22 protein-coding genes are annotated in these 19,145 nt (G+C 70.2%); 14 read left to right on the top strand and 8 right to left on the bottom strand.

Going from position 1 to position 19,145, the window contains the following annotated elements; genetic code table 11:
• Positions 1 to 464 precede the first annotated feature (464 nt).
• Positions 465 to 1,556: an inositol-3-phosphate synthase gene (locus FHP06_RS15710; RefSeq protein WP_147687831.1), complete on the bottom strand. Its 1,092-nt coding sequence runs from the start codon at positions 1,554 to 1,556 to the stop codon at positions 465 to 467.
• A gap of 23 nt (positions 1,557 to 1,579) precedes the next feature.
• Complete coding sequence (locus FHP06_RS15705; protein WP_147687829.1) at positions 1,580 to 2,179, bottom strand: PadR family transcriptional regulator; 600 nt, start codon at positions 2,177 to 2,179, stop codon at positions 1,580 to 1,582.
• Positions 2,180 to 2,374: 195 nt separating this feature from the next.
• Between FHP06_RS15705 and FHP06_RS15700 the strand changes: the two genes are divergently transcribed.
• On the top strand, positions 2,375 to 4,657 hold the full coding sequence (locus FHP06_RS15700) for a transglycosylase domain-containing protein (RefSeq protein WP_147687827.1): 2,283 nt from the start codon (positions 2,375 to 2,377) through the stop codon (positions 4,655 to 4,657).
• Here FHP06_RS15700 and FHP06_RS15695 read toward each other — a convergent pair.
• Both FHP06_RS15695 and FHP06_RS15690 read right to left on the bottom strand, forming a co-directional pair.
• A complete protein-coding gene (locus FHP06_RS15695) occupies positions 4,644 to 5,681 on the bottom strand; it encodes an alanine racemase (protein WP_147687825.1) in 1,038 nt (345 codons plus the stop codon). The two genes, FHP06_RS15700 and FHP06_RS15695, sit on opposite strands and share 14 nt — an antisense overlap.
• A complete protein-coding gene (locus FHP06_RS15690) occupies positions 5,678 to 6,799 on the bottom strand; it encodes a lipid II:glycine glycyltransferase FemX (RefSeq protein ID WP_230973547.1) in 1,122 nt (373 codons plus the stop codon). The genes FHP06_RS15695 and FHP06_RS15690 overlap by 4 nt, the downstream gene beginning before the upstream one ends.
• Positions 6,800 to 6,844: 45 nt before the next feature.
• Here FHP06_RS15690 and FHP06_RS15685 point away from each other — a divergent pair, with 45 nt between their 5' ends.
• Positions 6,845 to 7,735, top strand: a complete 891-nt coding sequence (locus tag FHP06_RS15685; protein WP_147687823.1) for a siderophore-interacting protein — start codon at positions 6,845 to 6,847, stop codon at positions 7,733 to 7,735.
• 97 nt (positions 7,736 to 7,832) lie between these two features.
• Complete coding sequence (locus FHP06_RS15680; RefSeq protein ID WP_147687821.1) at positions 7,833 to 8,189, top strand: cupin domain-containing protein; 357 nt, start codon at positions 7,833 to 7,835, stop codon at positions 8,187 to 8,189.
• Between the two features lie 4 nt (positions 8,190 to 8,193).
• On the opposite strand, the gene FHP06_RS15675 is transcribed toward FHP06_RS15680, so the two are convergent.
• Positions 8,194 to 8,655 carry an HNH endonuclease gene (locus FHP06_RS15675; RefSeq protein WP_147687819.1) on the bottom strand — a complete coding sequence of 154 codons (462 nt, stop codon included), beginning with the start codon at positions 8,653 to 8,655 and terminating at the stop codon, positions 8,194 to 8,196.
• A gap of 85 nt (positions 8,656 to 8,740) precedes the next feature.
• Between FHP06_RS15675 and FHP06_RS16085 the strand changes: the two genes are divergently transcribed.
• Entirely contained in the window at positions 8,741 to 8,881 is a 141-nt protein-coding gene (locus FHP06_RS16085) for a hypothetical protein (protein WP_187271975.1), read from the top strand.
• On the opposite strand, the gene FHP06_RS15670 is transcribed toward FHP06_RS16085, so the two are convergent.
• Entirely contained in the window at positions 8,865 to 9,161 is a 297-nt protein-coding gene (locus tag FHP06_RS15670; RefSeq protein ID WP_147687817.1) for a hypothetical protein, read from the bottom strand. The two genes, FHP06_RS16085 and FHP06_RS15670, sit on opposite strands and share 17 nt — an antisense overlap.
• On the bottom strand, positions 9,158 to 9,607 hold the full coding sequence (locus FHP06_RS15665; RefSeq protein WP_147687815.1) for a MarR family winged helix-turn-helix transcriptional regulator: 450 nt from the start codon (positions 9,605 to 9,607) through the stop codon (positions 9,158 to 9,160). The genes FHP06_RS15670 and FHP06_RS15665 overlap by 4 nt, the downstream gene beginning before the upstream one ends.
• An 81-nt stretch (positions 9,608 to 9,688) precedes the next feature.
• Between FHP06_RS15665 and FHP06_RS15660 the strand changes: the two genes are divergently transcribed.
• From FHP06_RS15660 to FHP06_RS15615, 10 genes are all read left to right on the top strand, one after another.
• The gene (locus FHP06_RS15660) at positions 9,689 to 11,293 is read left to right on the top strand and encodes a circularly permuted type 2 ATP-grasp protein (RefSeq protein ID WP_230973546.1); all 1,605 of its coding nucleotides are present in this window, start codon (positions 9,689 to 9,691) and stop codon (positions 11,291 to 11,293) included.
• Positions 11,287 to 12,213, top strand: a complete 927-nt coding sequence (locus tag FHP06_RS15655) for an alpha-E domain-containing protein (RefSeq protein ID WP_147687813.1) — start codon at positions 11,287 to 11,289, stop codon at positions 12,211 to 12,213. The genes FHP06_RS15660 and FHP06_RS15655 overlap by 7 nt, the downstream gene beginning before the upstream one ends.
• Complete coding sequence (locus FHP06_RS15650; RefSeq protein WP_222706513.1) at positions 12,213 to 13,046, top strand: transglutaminase family protein; 834 nt, start codon at positions 12,213 to 12,215, stop codon at positions 13,044 to 13,046. The genes FHP06_RS15655 and FHP06_RS15650 overlap by 1 nt, the downstream gene beginning before the upstream one ends.
• A gap of 1 nt (position 13,047) precedes the next feature.
• Positions 13,048 to 14,115 (top strand): L-glyceraldehyde 3-phosphate reductase, encoded by a 1,068-nt coding sequence (gene mgrA, locus FHP06_RS15645; protein WP_147687811.1) that lies wholly within the window; start codon positions 13,048 to 13,050, stop codon positions 14,113 to 14,115.
• A 173-nt stretch (positions 14,116 to 14,288) separates the two neighbouring features.
• Positions 14,289 to 14,786 carry a DinB family protein gene (locus tag FHP06_RS15640; RefSeq protein ID WP_147687809.1) on the top strand — a complete coding sequence of 166 codons (498 nt, stop codon included), beginning with the start codon at positions 14,289 to 14,291 and terminating at the stop codon, positions 14,784 to 14,786.
• Between the two features lie 113 nt (positions 14,787 to 14,899).
• On the top strand, positions 14,900 to 15,190 hold the full coding sequence (gene rpsF / locus FHP06_RS15635) for a 30S ribosomal protein S6 (RefSeq protein WP_147687835.1): 291 nt from the start codon (positions 14,900 to 14,902) through the stop codon (positions 15,188 to 15,190).
• A 99-nt stretch (positions 15,191 to 15,289) separates the two neighbouring features.
• A complete protein-coding gene (locus FHP06_RS15630) occupies positions 15,290 to 15,811 on the top strand; it encodes a single-stranded DNA-binding protein (protein WP_147687807.1) in 522 nt (173 codons plus the stop codon).
• A 74-nt stretch (positions 15,812 to 15,885) separates the two neighbouring features.
• The gene (gene rpsR, locus FHP06_RS15625) at positions 15,886 to 16,122 is read left to right on the top strand and encodes a 30S ribosomal protein S18 (RefSeq protein ID WP_147687806.1); all 237 of its coding nucleotides are present in this window, start codon (positions 15,886 to 15,888) and stop codon (positions 16,120 to 16,122) included.
• A gap of 11 nt (positions 16,123 to 16,133) precedes the next feature.
• A complete protein-coding gene (rplI, locus tag FHP06_RS15620) occupies positions 16,134 to 16,580 on the top strand; it encodes a 50S ribosomal protein L9 (RefSeq protein ID WP_147687804.1) in 447 nt (148 codons plus the stop codon).
• Positions 16,581 to 16,650: 70 nt separating this feature from the next.
• Complete coding sequence (locus FHP06_RS15615) at positions 16,651 to 18,357, top strand: ABC transporter family substrate-binding protein (RefSeq protein WP_147687802.1); 1,707 nt, start codon at positions 16,651 to 16,653, stop codon at positions 18,355 to 18,357.
• On the opposite strand, the gene FHP06_RS15610 is transcribed toward FHP06_RS15615, so the two are convergent.
• Positions 18,338 to 19,039, bottom strand: coding sequence for an alpha/beta hydrolase family protein (locus tag FHP06_RS15610; protein ID WP_147687800.1), 702 nt, complete (start codon positions 19,037 to 19,039; stop codon positions 18,338 to 18,340). The two genes, FHP06_RS15615 and FHP06_RS15610, sit on opposite strands and share 20 nt — an antisense overlap.
• Positions 19,040 to 19,145 lie beyond the last annotated feature (106 nt).

Raw genomic sequence — 19,145 nt, 5'->3', positions numbered from 1 at the left:
CAGACGGCAGTGTCCATGCGGAGTCGTGATCGTGGCGGCTGGCGTCGCTTCGGTCGCAGAGCTCCCTCCCGGGCCTCCGGCCCTAGCGACCGTGGGGTCGGGTCACGCTCGAGTCGCCCGGGGGTGTTCGTGGTCGCGACCGCGGGTCGGTCATGCTCGAGTCGCCCGGGGGTGTTCGTGGTCGCGACCGCGGGTCGGGTCACGCTCGAGCCGCCCGGGGGTGTTCGTGGTCGCTAGCGGCGGAGCCGCGGGAGGGAGCGCCAGCGACCGAAGCGACAGACGGCAGTGTCCATGCGGAGTCGTGATCGTGGCGGCTGGCGTCGCTTCGGTCGCAGAGCTCCCTCCCGGGCCTCCGGCCCTAGCGACCGTGGGGTCGGGTCACGCTCGAGTCGCCCGGGGGTGTGTGGACGAACGACAGCGGCCGGATCCCAAAGGATCCGGCCGCCGTCAGTGGAGGGTGGTGCTCAGCGCTCTTCCTCGCCGCGGATGAACGCCTCGAGCTTGGCGCGACCGAGGTCGTCGGGGCGCTGCTCCGGCGGGGACTTCATCAGGTAGGACGAGGCGCTCAGGAGGGCGCCGCCGATGCCACGGTCCTTGGCGATCTTCGCCGCACGGATGGCGTCGATGATGATGCCGGCCGAGTTCGGGGAGTCCCAGACCTCGAGCTTGTACTCCAGGTTCAGCGGGACGTCGCCGAACGCGCGACCCTCGAGGCGGACGTACGCCCACTTGCGGTCGTCGAGCCACGCGACGTAGTCCGACGGGCCGATGTGCACGTTCTTGTCCTCGACCTTGCCGGCGAGCGAGCCGGTGAGGTTGGACGTGACGGCCTGGGTCTTCGAGACCTTCTTGGACTCCAGACGCTCACGCTCGAGCATGTTCTTGAAGTCCATGTTGCCGCCGACGTTCAGCTGGTAGGTGCGGTCGAGCGAGACGCCGCGGTCCTCGAACAGCTTGGCCAGCACGCGGTGCGTGATGGTGGCGCCGACCTGGCTCTTGATGTCGTCGCCGATGATCGGGACGCCGGCGTCCTCGAACTTCTTGGACCACTCCGGGTCGGAGGCGATGAACACGGGCAGGGCGTTGACGAAGGCGACGCCCGCGTCGATGGCGCACTGCGCGTAGAACTTGTCGGCCTCCTCCGAGCCCACGGGCAGGTACGAGACCAGCACGTCGGCCTGGGTGTCCTTGAGCACCTGCACGACGTCGACGGCCGGGGCGTCGGACTCCTCGATGGTCTGCAGGTAGTACTTGCCGAGACCGTCGAGCGTGTGTCCGCGCTGCACGGTGACGCCGAGCGGCGGGACGTCGGCGATCTTGATGGTGTTGTTCTCGCTGGCGGTGGTCGCCTCGGAGAGGTCGAAGCCGACCTTCTTCGCGTCGACGTCGAACGCTGCGACGAACTCGATGTCCTTGACGTGGTAGTCGCCGAACTGGACGTGCATGAGACCCGGGACGGTGCCCTCGGGGTCAGCGTCCCGGTAGTACTCGACTCCCTGGATCAGCGACGTGGCGCAGTTGCCCACGCCCACGATGGCTACACGTACCGAACCCATGGGTTCTCCTCCACTGGTGATCTTCATTGGTTAGCTGTCTTGTCGTTCTCTGTCGTGCCGGCTGCGAGCTCGTCCCCGTAACCCCCCGAGCGCTCACGGTCGATGAGCTCGGTCAGCCAGCGCACCTCGCGCTCGACCGACTCCAACCCGTGCCGCTGCAGCTCCAGCGTGTAGGAGTCCGCACGCTCACGACCCTTGAGGGCCGAGGCACGCACGTTCTCCAAGCGCTCCTCGAGGCGGCTGCGCCGGCCTTCGAGGATGCGGACTCGTGTCGGCGCGTCGGTGCGCGCGAAGAACGCGAACCGCACGCCGAAGTTCTCGTCGTCCCAGGTGGAAGGACCCGACTCCTCCATGATCCCGGCGAAGTGCTCCTTGCCCTCGGCGGTCAGCCGGTACACGATCCGGTTGCGGCGACCGCGGACGGCGACGTTCGTGTCCTCGTCGGCGACGATGAAGCCTTCCTTCACCAGCGCCTTGAGGCAGGGGTAGAGCGTGCCGTAGGACAGGACGCGTCCCCAGCCGAGCAGGGCGATCAGCTGCTTGCGCAGCTCATAACCGTGCATGGGGGCGTCGTGCAGCAGCCCGAGGACTGCCAGCTCGAGAGCCGCTCCGCGCCGTGTCATGATGGTCCTTGCTGCCGTGGGATGACGATTCGGTATATCGAAACGATACATCGTGTCGTCACGTGGACGCCACACCCTGTTTCCGTGGCGCTCGTCACGATCCCCGCGGGCGACTGAGGATGCTCTCAGGTTCGCCCGTCAAACTGCGATGATGCCGGGGCGACTTCTCGCCGGACCGACACGAAGGAAACGACCTTGACCCAGAACACGACCGCGGGGCCTCTGGGTGCCCTGAAGCGGTTCGCCGCGAAGGTCTCGGGCCACGGCCCCTGGTGGCAGAAGACGATCCGCTGGGTCGCACTCCTGGGCGTCTCCGGATCGCTCGTCGGCGCGCTCACGTTCTTCCTGCTCTACCAGTTCATCGACATCCCGAACCCGAACGCCGCCTTCCAGACGCAGACCACGAAGGTCTACTACTCCGACGGCAAGCACGTGCTCGGCACGTTCGCGATGCAGGACCGCGAGAACGTCGACATCGACGACGTCCCCGAGGTGATGAAGGCGGCCGTCATCGCGGCCGAGGACCGCACGTTCTACTCGAACCGCGGCATCGACATCAAGGGCATCATCCGCGCGGCCCGCAACAACGCGACCTCGAACACCACGCAGGGTGCGTCCACGATCACGCAGCAGTACGTGAAGATCCTGTACCTCAGCCAGGAGCAGTCGTACACGCGCAAGGTCAAGGAAGCGATCCTCTCGATCAAGATCCACAACCAGCTGAGCAAGAAGGAGATCCTGCAGGGCTACCTGAACACGATCTACTTCGGCAACGGCGCCTACGGCGTCGAGGTCGCGGCGCAGACGTACTTCGACAAGCCGGCGTCCGAGCTCAACTACCCGCAGGCCGCCGCGCTCGCCGCGATCATCAACAGCCCGTCGTACTACGACCCGTACGTCGAGGGCGGCAAGGAGCACCTCGTCGGGCGCTACAACTACGTGCTCAACGGCATGCGGCGCACCGGCGCCATCACCGCGGAGCAGGAGGCGAAGTTCCACGACAAGCTGCCGACCTTCGCCAAGAAGAAGGACATCAACCGCTTCAGCGGCACCAAGGGCTACCTGCTCGACCTGGTGCAGCGGAAGATGCGCGCGCTCGAGTTCACCGACTCCCAGATCCAGGGCGGCGGCCTCCGCATCGTCACCACCTTCGACTACAAGAAGCAGAAGGCGGCGGTGAAGGCGGTCAAGGCCGTGCAGCCGAAGGGCTTGAAGAAGCTGCACACGGCGCTGGTCTCCGTGCAGCCCGGCACCGGTGCGGTGCGCGCCATGTACGGCGGCCCCGACTACCTGAAGAGCCAGCTCAACTGGGCCACGTCCGGGGTGCAGCCGGGGTCGACGTTCAAGGCGTTCGCGGTCATCGCGGCGCTGGAGGACGGCTACAGCCTCAAGACCCAGCTCAACGGCAGCTCCCCGCTGAAGATCGGCAACGCCCTCATCGAGAACCAGGGCGACAGCGGCGGTGAGTCGTTCGGCCGGGTGTCCCTGGCACGCGCGACGCAGAAGTCGATCAACACCGCGTTCGTCGACCTCACCCGTCAGATGGGCGGCGGCAAGGACGCCGACGTCGGCGAGGGCGCGAAGAAGGTGCTCGAGGCCGCGGCGGAGGCCGGCATCCCGCAGTCCGTGGTGGACAAGATCGAGCCGTTCGCCGTCACCCCGCTCGGCTACGCGCCGGTGCCGCCGGTCGACATGGCCAACGCGTACGCCACCATCGCCGCGCAGGGCAAGAAGGCCGACTGGTACATCATCGAGAAGGTCACGGACCAGAACGGCGCCGATCTCCACCAGCACAAGAAGCAGAACGAGCGCACCATCCCCGAGGACGTCGCCGCGGACACCATCGCGGCGATGCGTGGCGTGGTCGACGGCGGCACCGGCACCCGGGGCCGCACCATCTGCCCCACCGCGGGCAAGACCGGCACGGCCACCGCGGGCGCGGACGACGACCAGCACGTCTCGTCGTCGTGGTTCGCCGGCTACACGCCGAAGCTCGCCACGGCGGTCATGTACAACAAGGGCGTCGGCAACGAGGACCTCGAGGGTTACCTCAACCCGTTCTACGGCGGCACCTACCCGGCCATGACGTTCAAGGCCTACATGGATGCCGCACTCGCGGGCTCCGACTGCGGCACGTTCCCGAAGCCGGCCAACATCAAGGCCGACAAGGGCACGATCTACAAGCCGCCGCCGCCGAAGTGCGACGCCGACGAGCTGCTCAACGACTCCAAGACGAGGTGCGTGCCGAGGCCGACCCCGACGCCGACGCCGACGATCCCGACGCCGTCCCCGACCCCGACCAGCGACTGCGGGGGACCGTTGCAGCCCGACTGCCCGACGACCCCGCCGCCGGACGACGGCAGCACCGGCGGGAAGCCGGGCAAGCCGGGGAAGCCGGGCAACGGCTGGCTCTGGGTCCTGCCGATCGGGATGCTGACGCTGGTGCCGAGGCGCGAGGACGAGCTCAGTCGAGAGTGACGGCGTCGAACGTCGTCGTGGTGTAGCGGACGGCGGCACCCACGGTGTCGCCGACCGCCGGCTCCGGCACGCCCGACGGCAGGAGCACGAGGCTGGCCTGCATGTGGGGCGGCTCGGCGAACCAGCGCTGCTTGCCGGCGACGGTGAACGGGCTCAGCATGTAGCCGGCCGCCTCCAGCCCGCCCTTGGCGATCGTCTTGCCACGCTGCACGACGCCGCCGACCGCGCGCGGCGCCTCCATGCCGAGGCCGTGGCTCGTGCCGCCGGCGATGACGAGCAGGGCGCCGTCGCGAGGCACTGGTCGCTGGCGGTAGCCGACGCGCTCGCCGCGCGAGACGTGGTGGACGTCGAGCACGGTGGCGCGGACGTCGAACGCGCCGAGGTCGCCGAGCCACAGGGCGGTGCCGATACGCGGGCGGATGTCGAGGTTCGGGCGGCGGTCGCGCAGGGCTGCAAGCTCCGCGGCCGTCAGGTGGGAGACGTAGAACGACTCGGTCTCGACCTGCGACGCACCCAGGGCGGCTGCCCAGCTCTCGGCCTCGACCAGGTTCGCACCGGTACCCGCGAGCGGCAGGTGGACGGCGAACCCCTCGACCCGGAGGTCGCCGAGCGCGGCCACGGCGGCGGCGAGCTCGTGCCGGTCGAAGCCGTGGCGGGCCATCGACGTCTCGCCCTCGATGACGACCCGGACGGCCTCGCCGCGGGCCGCCAGCGCCGCGACGTCGTCGACCCGGCCGACGGTGTGGATCACGCGCGCGTCGTAGACGGCGTCGGTGAGGAACGGGCGCCACGGCGACAGCACCATGACGTCGCCGCCGAACGCGGCGAGCGCGCCGGGCACCTCGGCGTAGGTGCCGACGGCGAGGGTGGAGCAGCCGAGCGTCGTGGCCTCGGCGGCCAGCAGGTCGCGGCCGAGGCCGTAGCCGTTGCCCTTCACGACCGGGACGAGCCCGGGCGTGGCCTCGGCGAACGTCGAGAGGTGCCGGCGCCACCGCGCCGCGTCCACGTGCAGGTCGAAGCTCATCCGCGCCTCTTCAGATACTGGGTGAACGCGAAGTAGAGCGCCCGGTTGAGCGGGAGGTCCCACTCGCCGAGGTACTCCACCGCGTCACCGCCGGTGCCGACCTTGAACTGGATGAGGCCGAGGTGCGGGTCGTCCGAGTCCAGCGTCTCGGTGATGCCGCGCATGTCGTAGACGGTGGCCCCGGCGGCCATCGCGTCGCGCATCATCTGCCACTGCACGGCGTTGGAGCCACGGACGTCGCGCTTGGCCGACGTGGAGGCGCCGTAGGAGTACCAGGCGTGCTCACCGACGCGGACCATCGTGGTGGCGGCGACGAGGTCGCCCTCGTGGTGCGCGAGGTAGAGGGTGAGCCGGTCGGACGCCTCGGCGGTGAGCGCGTCCCACATCCGCTCGAAGTAGGACAGCGGGCGCGGGGTGAAGTGGTCGCGCTCGGCGGTCTCGGCGTAGACGCGGTGGAAGGCGGCGAGATCGTCGCGGGTGCCGTGGGTGACCTCGACGCCGTTCTTCGTCGCCTTCTTGATGTTGCGCCGCCACTGCTGGTTCATCCCCGCCAGCACGTCGTCCTCGCTGCGTCCGTCCAGCGGCACCCAGAAGTTGTAGCGGGGCTGGCCGGCGGAGAACCCGCCCTCGGCGGAGTCCTGGCGCCAGCCGAGGTCGGCGAGCGTGGCGGCGACGTCGAGGGCCGTGTCGTCGCTGGCGTCGGCGGGGACCTCGCCGAGCGTGCGCAGCGCGTCGTCGGCGATGGCAGCCTTGATCGTCGCGGCGTGCCACCGTCGGGTGACCACCGGCGGACCGATCCGGATGCCGAACGCGCCCTGCTGCTTCAGGTACGCGGCCATCGGCGCGAGCCACGACTGCAGGTCGCCGTCGAGCCACCCGATGTCCGGGCCCTCAGGCAGGTAGGCGAGGTAACGCTTGAGTCGCGGCACCTGCCGGTAGAGCACGAGTCCGGCGCCGACGAGCGTTCCCTCCCGGTGCCAGCCGATGGACTCGGCGCGCCACTCGTTCTTGACCTGCCCCCAGGCGGGCGTCTGCAGGAAGCTCACCGACCGGCGTCCCTCGATGAACGCGAGGTGCTCGGGCGTGCTGATGGGCCGGACCACGAGCGCTGACGTCACCCGCTGAAGTCTACGGGCGAAGGACCAAGTTAGGCTGACCTAACCATGACCGTCCGCACCCATGCCGCCACCGTCCTCGGCCGCCGCACGCTCTCGTCGCACCTGGTCTCCATCACGCTCGGCGTGCCCGACGACTACGAGTCCACCGGCATCCCCGACGAGTACGTCCGCGTGATGATCCCGCCGACGGGCGCCGAGCTCTTCCTGCCGACGATCGACGACGACTGGACGGTCACCTACCCCGAGGGCGCCGTCGAGCCGGCCGCCCGGGTCTACACGATCTCCGACCACCGCGTCGTCGAGGGGAGCGTGCAGGTGGACGTCGACGTCGCCCTGCACGACGAGGGCATCGGCTCCGACTGGGCGCGCACGTGCCGGCCCGGCGACGCGGTCGGCATCACCGACCCGCACGGCCTCTACACGGCGTCGCCGGACACGGAGCGGCAGCTGCTGGTCTGCGACCTCACCGGTGTGCCCGCTGCGGGCCGCATCCTGCGGGGCCTGGAGGTCGGGCAGCGAGCCGAGGTCGTGGTCGTGACCACCAGCCCAGACGACGAGATCCCGCTCCCGAGCCCGGCCGACGTCACGGTGACCTGGCGGGTCGTGGACTCCGACACCGACGTGATCGGCGCCCTGACCGCGGCCGTCGTCGAGCACGACCTGCCGACCGCGGGCAGCCGGTACGTCTGGCTGGCCGGCGAGGCCAGCGCGAGCCGCGCCGTCCGCCGTCACCTGCGTCGCGAGCTCGGCTGGCCGCAGTCCGACTTCTACGCGTGCGGCTACTGGCAGCTCGACGCGGAGCGCTGGAACCGGCGTTACGAGGAGGTCGCCGACCAGCTCACGGCGGAGGCCGAGCGCGCCCGTGCCCAGGTCGGCGACGACGAGGGCGCCTACCTCGACGCCCTGGACGACATCTACGAGAACGCCGGTCTCTGAGACCCTGCACGTCACCGGTCCGTCACGCACCGACCCCTGGTGTTCCAGGGATTTCAGGGCCACGCTCGAGACATCGGGGCGTCATGCAGGAGGAATCATGACCAGTCTGTCGAGCAAGTCCTTCGACTCACCGGACGAGCAGCGCACACCGCCGAAGACGGCGGTCGACGTCGTCCGGCTGTCCGGAGCCACCGTCGCGCGCACCACGTTCCAGCCGGGCTGGAAGTGGTCGGAGTGCGTCAAGCCCGTCGTGGGCACCGACTCGTGCCAGGCCCGCCACGTCGGCGCCCTGGTGTCCGGGCAGCTCGAGGTCGCGCACGACGACGGGAGCACCGCCACCATCAGCGCGGGCACGGCGTACGTGATCGAGCCGGGTCACGACGCGTGGGTGATCGGTGACGAGCCGGCCGTCGGCTTCGAGTTCGAGAGCGCGGAGACCTACGCCAAGGGCTGAACGGTCAGGCAGGCTGCTCGGCCGCTGGTGGGTGCCAGGACCAGGCCGGTGGCGCCGACGGCTGGAGCAGCAGGGTCATGCCCGCCTCGGCCGGGGTGCGGTCGGCCTTGCGGTGGTTGCAGCGCAGGCAGGCGGCGACGGCGTTCTCCCACGTCAGCCCGCCACCTCGGCTGCGCGGCACGATGTGGTCGACGGTCTCGGCCGAGCCGCCGCAGTACGCGCACATGCGGTCGCGGGCCTTGATGGCCGACTTCGTGCACAGGTGGCCACGTCGGTGCCGCCACTTGGCCACGACGTAGCGGACGAGTCGCAGCACCTTGGGCACGGGGAACGGGCCGAACGTGCCGCCGGCCTCCTCCTCGACGACGGCGACCTCGCGGACCAGCATCTTGATGGCGTGGCGCAGGGAGACGCGCTGCAGGGGCTCGTAGCTCGCGTTGAGCACCAGGACGTAGGAATCCGCCATCGGCCGCACCTTTCTGGCGAAATCCTAGCCCTCCCAGGCATGGATCCGGGTGCGGTCGTCACGCGTGGCGTCTAGCGTCGGCGCCGTGCCCGAGACGACACCAGACGGCCACCACGTCGCGCTCGGCGAGCGCGGCGTGCCGTGGTGGGAGCAGTCGGACGAGGAGCGCGAGGCGCGGTGGAGCGCCGACGTGCCGACCGTCGACGGGGTCAGACCACCCAGATGAAGGCGGCCGCCGTCGGCGTCAGGGCGAGCGCGATCCACGCCGGCGACCAGAACGGCTTGGCCAGGATGGCCCGCACGCCGAGGTAGACGAGCACCGCCGCGACGCCGGACATGAACACCAGTGCCACGGCGTCCGAGTGCCGGTCCTGACCGACCAGCACGTGCGCGACGCCGATCAGCCCGAGCACGCCGTGGATGGTGACGGTGAAGAAGCCGATGGCGAAGACGCGGCGCTGCACGCGGATCAGCGACGGCGAGTCGGTGGTCTTCGTGGCACTCATGCGGCACTCACGGCGGCGGCTCGGTCGATGATCCCGTGCAGGACGCGGTTGACGTCGTCGAGGTCGGAGACGTCCATGCCGAACTTCTCGAGCATCGTCGTCGGGACCTGCAGCGCCCGCCGGCGGAGCCGCTTGCCGTCCTGCGTCAGCGAGACCCGCACGACGCGCTCGTCCTCCGGCGACCGGGTCCGGTCGACGAGACCGGCGCGCTCCAGGCGCTTCAGCAGCGGAGACAAGGTGCCGGCGTCGAGGTGGAGCAGCGTGCTGAGCTCGCCGACCGACACCTCGCCGTGCTGCCAGAGGGCGAGCATGACCAGGTACTGCGGGTGCGTGAGCCCGATCGGCTCCAGCACCGGGCGGTAGGCCATGACGACGGCGCGGGAGGCGACGGCGAGCGCGAAGCACAGCTGCTCGTCGAGGGCCAGGGGATCTCGGTCGGCTTCCATGCCTCAAGTGTGGCAATGTTTGGTGCCCCAAACAATGTGACGTGGGATGCACGACCAGGCCCGGTTCGGTAGACAAGGGACGTGAGCGACGCACATCTCTTCGAGGGCTACGGACCCGTGTCCGGGTTCGACGAGATGTATGAGCGCATGGGTGAGGACGCGCGATCCATGGTGACGCGCGAGAGCTACCTCGAGATCCGGGACGCGTTCCAGACGATGGGCGACGAGGAGGTCCGGCAGCGGGCCGACGCGCTGGCGTCGTCGTACCTCGACCAGGGCATCACGTTCGGCGTCGCCGGCGAGGAGCGGCCGTTCCCGCTCGACATCGTGCCGCGGCTGATCGAGGCGGAGCAGTGGCAGCAGGTCGACCACGGTGTCCGGCAGCGGGTGCGGGCGCTCGAGGCGTTCCTGGCCGACGTCTACGGGTCCGGCGAGCTGTTCGCCGACGGGGTCGTGCCGAGGTCGGTCGTCACCTCCTCCCCGCACTTCCACCGCGTCGTCGCCGGGCTCGAGCCGGCCAACGGCGTCCGCATCCATGTCTCCGGCGTCGACCTGATCCGCGACGGCGAGGGCGACTTCCGCGTGCTCGAGGACAACGTGCGATGCCCGTCCGGCGTCTCGTACGTGATGACCAACCGGCGCGCGCTCTCCGCCGCCCTGCCCGAGGTGTTCGCCGACCACCGCATCCGCCCGGTCGCCCAGTACTCGCGCGCGCTGCTCGCGGCTCTCCGGAAGGCGGCGCCCGCCGGCGTCAGCGACCCGACCGTCGTCGTGCTCACGCCGGGCGTCTACAACTCCGCGTACTTCGAGCACACGCTGCTCGCCCGCACGATGGGCGTCGAGCTCGTCGAGGGACGCGACCTGGTGTGCCGCGGCGGCCGCGTCCTCATGCGCACCACGCAGGGCCTCGAGCCGGTGCACGTCATCTACCGGCGCATCGACGACGACTGGCTCGACCCCGTCCAGTTCCGACCCGAGTCCTCGCTCGGCGTCCCCGGCATCATCAACGCCGCGCGCGCCGGCCACGTGACCATCGCCAACGCGGTGGGCAACGGCGTGGCCGACGACAAGCTGCTCTACACGTACGTGCCCGACCTGATCCGCTACTACCTGTCCGAGGAGCCGATCCTGCGCAACGTCGACACCTGGCGGCTCGGCGACGAGGACGCCCGCGAGGAGGTGCTCGACCGGCTCGACGAGCTGGTGCTCAAGCCGGTCGACGGGTCGGGTGGCAAGGGCATCGTGATCGGTCCGGCCGCCACGCAGGAAGAGCTCGACGCGCTGCGCGGCAAGATCCGCGCCGACCCGCGGGCGTGGATCGCCCAGCCAGTGGTGTCGCTCTCCACCGTCCCGACGCTGGTGGAGGACGGCATCCGCCCACGGCACGTCGACCTCCGGCCGTTCGCCGTGCACGACGGCGACGACGTCTGGGTGCTGCCTGGTGGCCTCACCCGCGTCGCGCTGCCGGAGGGCGAGCTGATCGTGAACTCCAGTCGCGGCGGCGGCTCCAAGGACACCTGGGTGCTTGCCGGCCCCACCGACGAGGCCGCGGAGGAGGCCGGCGTCCCGCGGGCGACGCCCGTCGCCGGAACTCCCCATCAGCAGAGCCCGGACCTCGACGTCTCGCCGGGGGCGGACATGCAGCAGCAACAGCAGCAGCAACAGCAGGGGCGGTCCTCATGCTGAGTCGCATCGCGGAGTCCCTGTTCTGGATCGGCCGCTACCTCGAGCGGGCCGACGACACCGCGCGCATCCTCGACGTGCAGATGCAGGTGCTCGTGGAGGACCACGGCATGGACGAGCGGACGTCGTGCGAGCAGCTGCTCAGCGTCATGGGCGTCGAGGAGTACACCGGGACGCCGAACCGCTGGATGATCCTCGACCTGCTCGCCCACAACCCCGACTCCCCGACGTCGATCGCGGCGGCCATCAGCGGCTCGCGGGAGAGCGCCCGCAGCGCGCGGGAGACGCTCTCCACCGACCTCTGGACCGCCATCAACACCACGTGGCGCGGCCTCAGCAGCGCGCGAGCCATGCGCCCGCCGCAGATGTTCAGCTGGGTGCGCGGCCGGATGGCGATGATCTCCGGCATCGCCGCGGAGACGATGACGCGCGACGACGGCTGGCAGTTCTACATCCTCGGCCGCAGCATCGAGCGCGCCGACATGACCGCCCGCCTGCTCTCCACCGCGGCGCTGGCCTCCGGGCCGCAGGTGGCGTGGCCCACCACGCTGCGCGCGTGCGGCGCGTACGAGGCGTTCATCCGCGCCTACCGCGGCACCGAGGCCGACCGGCAGGCCGCCGAGTTCCTGCTGCTCGACCGCTGGTTCCCGCGCTCCATCGTGTCGTCGTTGATGGAGGCGGAGAAGGCGCTCGGCAAGCTCGCCAACGTCGGCCCGCGCTCCGGGTTCAGCGACGAGGCGCAGCGGCTCCTCGGCCGGGCCCGCACCGAGCTGGAGTACCGGCCGCTCGACGAGCTCGTCTTCGACCTGCCGGTGGAGATGGAGCGCCTCCAGCGCAGCTGCGCCGCCGCGAGCGACGCCGTGGCCGCGCGCTACTTCGCCCAGCACGACTACTACCAGTGGACCGGAGGGGTGGTCCTCTGATGCAGCTCCGGATCAAGCACTCCACCGGCTACCGCTACGAGAAGGGTGCCGTCGCGTCGTTCAACGAGGCACGGATGACGCCGCTCACCACCCCCGCGCAGCAGGTGCTCCGCTCCCGGCTCGACATCACGCCGACGCCCTGGACGTCGGAGTTCCGCGACTACTGGGGCACCACCGTCACGGCGTTCGAGGTCACCGAGCCGCACACCGAGCTCAGCGTCGTCGCGACGTCGCTCGTCGAGACCGAGGAGGCCCGGGTCGAGCCGCAGGGACGGCCGTGGTCCGCTCTCGCGGAGGTGCAGGACGACCTGTGCGAGTACCTCGAGCTCTCCGACTGGGTGGTCCCGTCGGTGGAGCTCAAGCAGGCGACCGCGTCGTTGCGCGAGACGGCCGCGACGCCGACGGACTTCGCCCGCGCCGTCTGCACCTACCTGTACGAGCAGATCCGGTACGTCACCGGCGCCACCGAGGTCACCACCCGTGCGGCCGACGCGTGGGACGCGCGGGTCGGCGTCTGCCAGGACTTCGCCCACCTGAGCCTCGGCCTGCTGCGCGACGCCGGTATCCCCGCTCGCTACGTCTCCGGGTACCTTCATCCGGGCAGCGATCCGGCCGTCGGCGAGGAGGTCGAGGGCGAGTCGCACGCGTGGATCGAGTGGTGGGACGGTGACTGGGTCGGCTACGACCCCACCAACGACCGCCCGGTCGGTGAGCAGCACGTGGTCGTCGCCCGCGGCCGCGACTACGAGGACGTCCCGCCCCTGCGGGGCATCTACTCCACCCGTGGCGACTCCGAGCTGTTCGTCACCGTCGAGATCACGAGGATGCGCTGACATGACCGACGCCTACTACGCCCAGGACGTCCCGGAGACGCACCGTCCGTACGTCGCCGCGGCCGACCGGTACCAGAACCTCGAGTACCGCCGGGTCGGTGACAGCGGGCTGCTGCTGCCGCCGCTGTCCGTCGGGCTCTGGTACAACTTCGGCGACAACCGGCCGTTCGACACCCAGCGCGAGGTGCTGCGGCACGCGTTCGACCGGGGCATCACGCACTTCGACCTCGCCAACAACTACGGCCCCCCGTACGGCTCGGCCGAGGAGAACTTCGGGCGCATGATGCGCACGGACTTCAAGCCTTACCGCGACGAGCTGGTGCTCTCCACCAAGGCCGGCTGGGACATGTGGCCCGGCCCGTACGGCAACGCCGGCTCGCGGAAGTACATCCTGTCCAGCCTCGACGCGTCTCTGGGACGGATGAGCGTCGACTACGTGGACATCTTCTACTCGCACCGCGTCGACACCGAGACGCCGGTGGCCGAGACGATCGGCGCCCTCGACACCGCGGTGCGCCAGGGCAAGGCGCTCTACGCCGGCATCTCGTCGTACTCGCCGGAGCGCACGGCCGAGGCGGCCCGCATCGCTCGCGAGCTCGGCACGCCGCTGCTGATCCACCAGCCGGCGTACTCGATGCTGAACCGCTGGGTCGAGCGCGGTCTGCTCGCCACGCTCCGGGCGGAGGGCATGGGCTCGATCGCGTTCACCGCGCTGGCCCAGGGCCTGCTGTCCGACCGGTACCTGAACGACGAGCCGGTGCAGCGCGCCGTCAAGCGACCGACGTTCGACGAGAGCATCCTCACCGACGAGAACCGCGAGCGGCTGCGCCAGCTCGCGGCGGTCGCCGAGCGCCGCGGGCAGACCCTCTCGCAGATGGCCCTGGCCTGGGTGCTGCGGTCGGGCGGCGTCACGTCGGCCGTCATCGGGGTCTCGTCGGTGGAGCAGCTCGACGAGAACCTCAAGGCCGCCGAGAACACCGACTTCACCGACGAGGAGCTCGCCGAGATCGATCGCTGGGCCGGCGACGCCGACGGGGTGAACCTCTGGGCCTCGTCCTCCGAGGAGTAGCCGGAGGTTTACCAGGTTCAGTAGGCAAATCGACGGTCCGCGCGGACGTCACATGGCAAACACGCACACCTCACGGCAAATCTGCCGTGTGATGTGCAGGTTTACCCACTGAACCTGGTAAACCGCAGACGGCTGCGTGACCCTCCTGCGAGTCGGTGAGCGAGACTCGGGGGATGACGACACAGGAGTACACGAGCGGCGAGAAGCCCGTGGTGCTGGAGTACCTCGACCACTACCGGGCCGCGCTGCAGCGCAAGTGCGAGGACCTCGACGCAGGGCAGATGGCGCAGCGGTCGGTGCCGCCGTCCACGCTGTCCCTGCTCGGGCTGGTCCGGCACATGGCCAAGGTCGAGCACACCTGGTTCCGCGAGTGCATCGGCGGCGGGTCCACCGACACCCGCCCGTTCTGGAGCGCCGACGTCCGCGACGTCGACTTCGACGAGGCGGTCGCCGACGACGCCGTCGTCGCCGAGGCCTGGGAGGCGTGGGACCGCGAGGTCGCCTACGCCCGCGAGGTGTCCGAGGACATGGACTTCGACACCGTCGTCCACCACCACGGCGAGCCCGCCGAGATCCGGGACGTCATCGTCCACATGGTCGAGGAGTACGCCCGCCACCTCGGCCACGCCGACCTCCTCCGCGAGTGCATCGACGGCCGGACCGGCCTGTGAATTTGGACCGGGAGGACAGGCCCCGATAGACTCGCCCGGTTGCCCGAAGGGCATCTCTCTCCTGCTGCGGACCGTCCGTAGCCGTTCAGACCGAAGGAGGGCGCACGTTGTCGTTGCGTCAGTACGAAGTGATGGTCATCCTCGACCCCGACCTCGATGAGCGCACGGTCGCTCCGAGTCTCGACACCTACCTCAACGTGGTTCGCCAGGACGGCGGCTCGATCGAGGAGGTCGACGTCTGGGGCAAGCGCCGGCTGGCCTACGAGATCAACAAGAAGGCCGAGGGCATCTACGCCGTCGTCCAGCTCACCGCCGAGCCCACGACCGTCAAGGAGCTCGACCGTCAGCTCACGCTGAACGAGTCGGTCGTCCGCACCAAGGTCACGCGTCCCGACGTGAAGTAAGGACCGCGCCAGTCGTGTGGACATCTGCTCGCACATGTCCACGCCCTGCGGTTCACTGAAGACCGACCACCCAGAACGGCCCCTTCGAAAGGCACTCTCATGGCAGGCGAGACCGTCATCACCGTCATCGGAAACCTCACCGACGACCCCGAGCTGAAGTTCACCCCCTCCGGTGCGCCGGTGGCGAACTTCACCGTGGCCTCGACGCCTCGCACGTTCGACCGGCAGACCAACGAGTGGAAGGACGGCACGCCGCTGTTCATCCGGTGCTCCGTCTGGCGCCAGATCGCCGAGAACGTCGCGGAGTCCCTGCAGAAGGGCCAGCAGGTCATCGTGCACGGCGCCCTGAACATCCGGAACTACGAGCGTCAGGACGGTTCCAAGGGCACGAGCGTCGAGATGAACGTCTACGAGGTCGGCCCCTCGCTGCGGTTCGCCACGGCCAAGGTCACCAAGACCAGCCGCGGCGGCGGTGGCGGTGGCGGCGGCGACTTCGGTGGCGGCCAGGGCGGCGGCGGCAACGCCAGCGCCTGGGGCGGCCAGCAGCCGGCCGCACCGCAGCAGTCCGGCGGTAACGACGCCTGGGGTGGCGGCGGCTCCACCGAAGAGCCCCCCTTCTGACACAAATTTTCGGTGGTCGAGTAGCCGCGAGGAACGAGCGGCGTATCGAGACCACATTCCACAAGGAGTAAGCAATGCCCAAGCCCGTAGTCCGGAAGCCGAAGAAGAAGAGCAACCCGCTCGCGGCCGCCGGCGTCACCACGATCGACTACAAGGACACCGCGCTGCTGCGCAAGTTCATCTCCGACCGCGGCAAGATCCGCGCCCGCCGGGTCACCGGTGTCACCGTCCAGGAGCAGCGCCTCATCGCCAAGGCCATCAAGAACGCCCGCGAGATGGCGCTGTTGCCCTACACCTCGAGCAACCGCTGAAAGCAGGACGCATGAAGCTCATCCTCACGCACGAGGTCACGAACCTCGGTGAACCCGGCGACATCGTCGACGTCAAGGACGGCTACGGCCGCAACTTCCTGCTCCCGCGCAACTTCGCCATCCGCTGGACGAAGGGCGGGGCCAAGCAGGTCGAGTCCATCAAGGCCGCCCGCGCCGCGCACGCCGTGCACGACCTCGAGGAGGCCCAGCAGATCAAGGGCCGGCTCGAGGCCGAGGCGGTCAACGTGAGCGTCCGCGCCGGCGAGTCCGGCCGCCTGTTCGGCGCCGTCACCGTCTCCGACATCGCCGACGCGCTCGCCGCGACGGGTGTCACGGTCGACAAGCGTCGCATCGAGGTCGGCAACCCGATCAAGACGCTCGGCGCGCACGACGTCGCCGTCCGTGTCCACCCCGAGGTCCGCGCGCAGGTGCGGCTCAACGTGGTGGCCGGCAAGTAGATCCCGTTCGACACGGGGCCCGGGGGGAGTTCTTCCGGGCCCTTTGTCGTCCTCGGACACTCCCACTCCCATGCATCGACTCCGCGTCGTCTACTACATGCACCGGACCCTGTTCCGGATCGGCTTCGGCGTGCTCGCGCTCGCCGTCGTCGTGGCGGGGGTCCTGGGCGGCCGGGTGCTGCTCGACCGGATGGACGACGGTGAGGGCGGCGGACGTGTCAGCCGGGCCCTGCCGGCCACGGCATGGGTGAAGGCCCCTCCGGCCCAGGTGCGGGACGGCGGCACGCTCCGGCTGGCAGTCGCGTCGCTGCCGAGCAACTTCAACCCGGTGCAGGCCGACGGCGCCACCCCCGACGCCGCGACGCTGCTGGGTCCCACCACGGGTGGAGCGGTCCGGATCACCGCCGACGGCGGCTGGACCGTCGACCGCGACTACGCGCGCTCGGTGCGCGTCGTCGAGGAGGACCCGCTGACGGTCGAGGTCGAGCTCAACACGAAGGCGGTCTGGGAGGGCGGATCCTCCATCACGGCCGCCGACATGGTCGCGTTCTGGCGAGCGATGAGCGGCCAGGTCCCCGGTCTGCAGGTGGCGAGCACCGACGGGTGGGACGACATCGAGTCCGTCGAGCCCGACGGCGACTTCCGGTACACGATCACGTTCGACGAGCAGCGGTCCGACTGGCCGAAGTACGTGTACCCGCGCCTGGCCGAGAACGTGTCGACGTCGCCCCAGCTGTTCAACGAGGGCTTCCGCGACAAGGCGGTCTCGTCGAACGGTCCGTTCACGGTGTCGTCCATCGACGAGAAGACCGGCACGGTCGAGGAGACCCGCAACCCGAAGTGGTGGGGCGCCAAGCCGAAGCTGGAGCGGATCGTCTGGCGCATCGCCACGCCGCAGGTGCAGGCGGCGGCGTTCGTGGCCGGCGAGCTCGACGTCGTGCGCGTCGACTCCTCCACGTACCGGTCGGTCACGGGCAAGGGGTCGGTGCAGCGCGCCTCCGGCAGCGAGTGGACGCACCTCACGCTCAACGGCGGGCGCGGCCCGCTGCGTGACGTCGACGTCCGTCGAGCCGTGGCGAAGGCCTTGGACCGGCCGGCCGCCGCGGCGTCGGTGGGAGCCGGTGTGAACGCTCCGGGGCTGCCGATGCTGAGCCACGTGCTCCTGCCGGTCCAGCCCGGGTACCCGGAAGGGAAGGCTCCGAAGCCCGACCGCAAGGGGGCGGAGGCGCTCCTGCTGAAGGCCGGCTACACGTTCGAGAACGGCAAGGCGCTCAAGAAGGGCCGCCCGCTCACCCTGACGATGCCCGTCCCGTCCGAGACGCCCACGGCCACGGCCCGGGCTCGTCGGATCGTCACCGACCTGGCCAAGATCGGCATCACCGTGGAGACGCCGACCGTCGACGGGGAGACCTTCTTCGCCGGCACCGTCGTGCCGCTCGACTTCGACCTGGTCACGTTCACGTGGTCGGGCTCGCCGTTCCCGGTCGAGACCGCCGAGCCCCGGTTCCGCCCGATCGACTCGCCCCAGAACTACACGGGAGTCACGCCCAAGTCGCTCAACCCGCTGTGGTCCGACGCCTCGGAGGAGCTGGACCGGGAGAAGCAGGCCGCGCTCGTGAAGAAGCTCGACGGCCGCCTCGACGACGCCGCGGTCGTCCTGCCGCTCGCGGTCGTGCCCACGGTGATGGTGGTGCGGCCCGGCGTGGTCAACTACGGCGCCGCGACGTTCGAGCAGCCCGACTACACACGGGCCGGCTTCAGCGCGACGCGCGACTGAGCGCCGCCGCCGCGATCCGGTCGGCCACGTCCTGCACCACGCGGCGGGTGGCGTCGTCGTCGGCCGGCGAGCAGACGTCGGTGGCCGCGTCGTAGGTGGTGCCGACGATGCCCCAGTGGTCGGTGGGCAGCTCGACGAGCTCGACCGGCCAGTCCTGCTGCTCCAGCTGCTGGGCGAACGCGCGAGCACCCGCCACGGGCGCGATGTCGTCGGCGACGCCGTGGAGGAGGGTGAAGGGCGGGCGGTCGACGTCGCGCGGCACCTCGGCCGGGATCGGTCCGCCCGAGATCGGCTCGTCACCGCGGTAGCCACCGTTGCCGAGGCCGACGACGTGAGCCACGCCCACGCCGAGCCGGTCGGTGGCGAAGGTGACGCCGACGGCCGCGGCCCCGCCGAGCGACCAGCCGACGAGGGTGAGCGCGTCCGGGTCCGCCCCGTCGCGCTCCATCAGGTCACGAGTGAACCGCAGCGACGCCAGCAGCTCGGACCGTCCGCCGTCGCGCTCCTCGGAGCTCCAGTCGGGCACCACGACGGTGAGGCCGTGCTCGGCGACGAGCGCCCCGAGCGTGACGAGCGCGGGCCGCTGGTTCGGCCCGCGACCGTGCCAGACCAGCACGTGGCCGCGGGTGCCGCCCGGGTGGACGTCGACGGCCCGGCCGGGCGCGTACTCGAGGGTGTCCATGCGTCCAGACAACCACCCGGGCCCTCGGAACGCCTGTGGAAACCGGTCGAGAAGTCGACACGTCGATCCCGCGGCGTCCGCCCGCTGAGATCATCGCGAACTTTCT

This window comes from Aeromicrobium terrae (genome assembly GCF_008039565.1).
In the GTDB taxonomy this organism is placed as follows: Bacteria; Actinomycetota; Actinomycetes; order Propionibacteriales; family Nocardioidaceae; genus Aeromicrobium; species Aeromicrobium terrae.
This window is presented reverse-complemented; position numbering and strand designations above follow the sequence as displayed.

What these genes read in the sequence shown, in the direction of transcription:
- FHP06_RS15615 (WP_147687802.1), top strand. Translation starts at nt 16,651, where the DNA reads ATGCATCGACTCCGCGTCGTCTACTACATGCACCGGACCCTGTTCCGG.
- FHP06_RS15630 (WP_147687807.1), top strand. Translation starts at nt 15,290, where the DNA reads ATGGCAGGCGAGACCGTCATCACCGTCATCGGAAACCTCACCGACGAC.
- FHP06_RS15695 (WP_147687825.1), bottom strand. Translation starts at nt 5,681, where the DNA reads ATGAGCTTCGACCTGCACGTGGACGCGGCGCGGTGGCGCCGGCACCTC.
- mgrA (WP_147687811.1), top strand. Translation starts at nt 13,048, where the DNA reads ATGACCGACGCCTACTACGCCCAGGACGTCCCGGAGACGCACCGTCCG.
- FHP06_RS15650 (WP_222706513.1), top strand. Translation starts at nt 12,213, where the DNA reads ATGCAGCTCCGGATCAAGCACTCCACCGGCTACCGCTACGAGAAGGGT.
- FHP06_RS15665 (WP_147687815.1), bottom strand. Translation starts at nt 9,607, where the DNA reads ATGGAAGCCGACCGAGATCCCCTGGCCCTCGACGAGCAGCTGTGCTTC.
- FHP06_RS15640 (WP_147687809.1), top strand. Translation starts at nt 14,289, where the DNA reads ATGACGACACAGGAGTACACGAGCGGCGAGAAGCCCGTGGTGCTGGAG.
- FHP06_RS15710 (WP_147687831.1), bottom strand. Translation starts at nt 1,556, where the DNA reads ATGGGTTCGGTACGTGTAGCCATCGTGGGCGTGGGCAACTGCGCCACG.
- rplI (WP_147687804.1), top strand. Translation starts at nt 16,134, where the DNA reads ATGAAGCTCATCCTCACGCACGAGGTCACGAACCTCGGTGAACCCGGC.
- FHP06_RS15670 (WP_147687817.1), bottom strand. Translation starts at nt 9,161, where the DNA reads ATGAGTGCCACGAAGACCACCGACTCGCCGTCGCTGATCCGCGTGCAG.
- FHP06_RS15705 (WP_147687829.1), bottom strand. Translation starts at nt 2,179, where the DNA reads ATGACACGGCGCGGAGCGGCTCTCGAGCTGGCAGTCCTCGGGCTGCTG.
- FHP06_RS15685 (WP_147687823.1), top strand. Translation starts at nt 6,845, where the DNA reads ATGACCGTCCGCACCCATGCCGCCACCGTCCTCGGCCGCCGCACGCTC.
- FHP06_RS15610 (WP_147687800.1), bottom strand. Translation starts at nt 19,039, where the DNA reads ATGGACACCCTCGAGTACGCGCCCGGCCGGGCCGTCGACGTCCACCCG.
- FHP06_RS15675 (WP_147687819.1), bottom strand. Translation starts at nt 8,655, where the DNA reads ATGGCGGATTCCTACGTCCTGGTGCTCAACGCGAGCTACGAGCCCCTG.
- FHP06_RS15680 (WP_147687821.1), top strand. Translation starts at nt 7,833, where the DNA reads ATGACCAGTCTGTCGAGCAAGTCCTTCGACTCACCGGACGAGCAGCGC.
- rpsR (WP_147687806.1), top strand. Translation starts at nt 15,886, where the DNA reads ATGCCCAAGCCCGTAGTCCGGAAGCCGAAGAAGAAGAGCAACCCGCTC.
- FHP06_RS15655 (WP_147687813.1), top strand. Translation starts at nt 11,287, where the DNA reads ATGCTGAGTCGCATCGCGGAGTCCCTGTTCTGGATCGGCCGCTACCTC.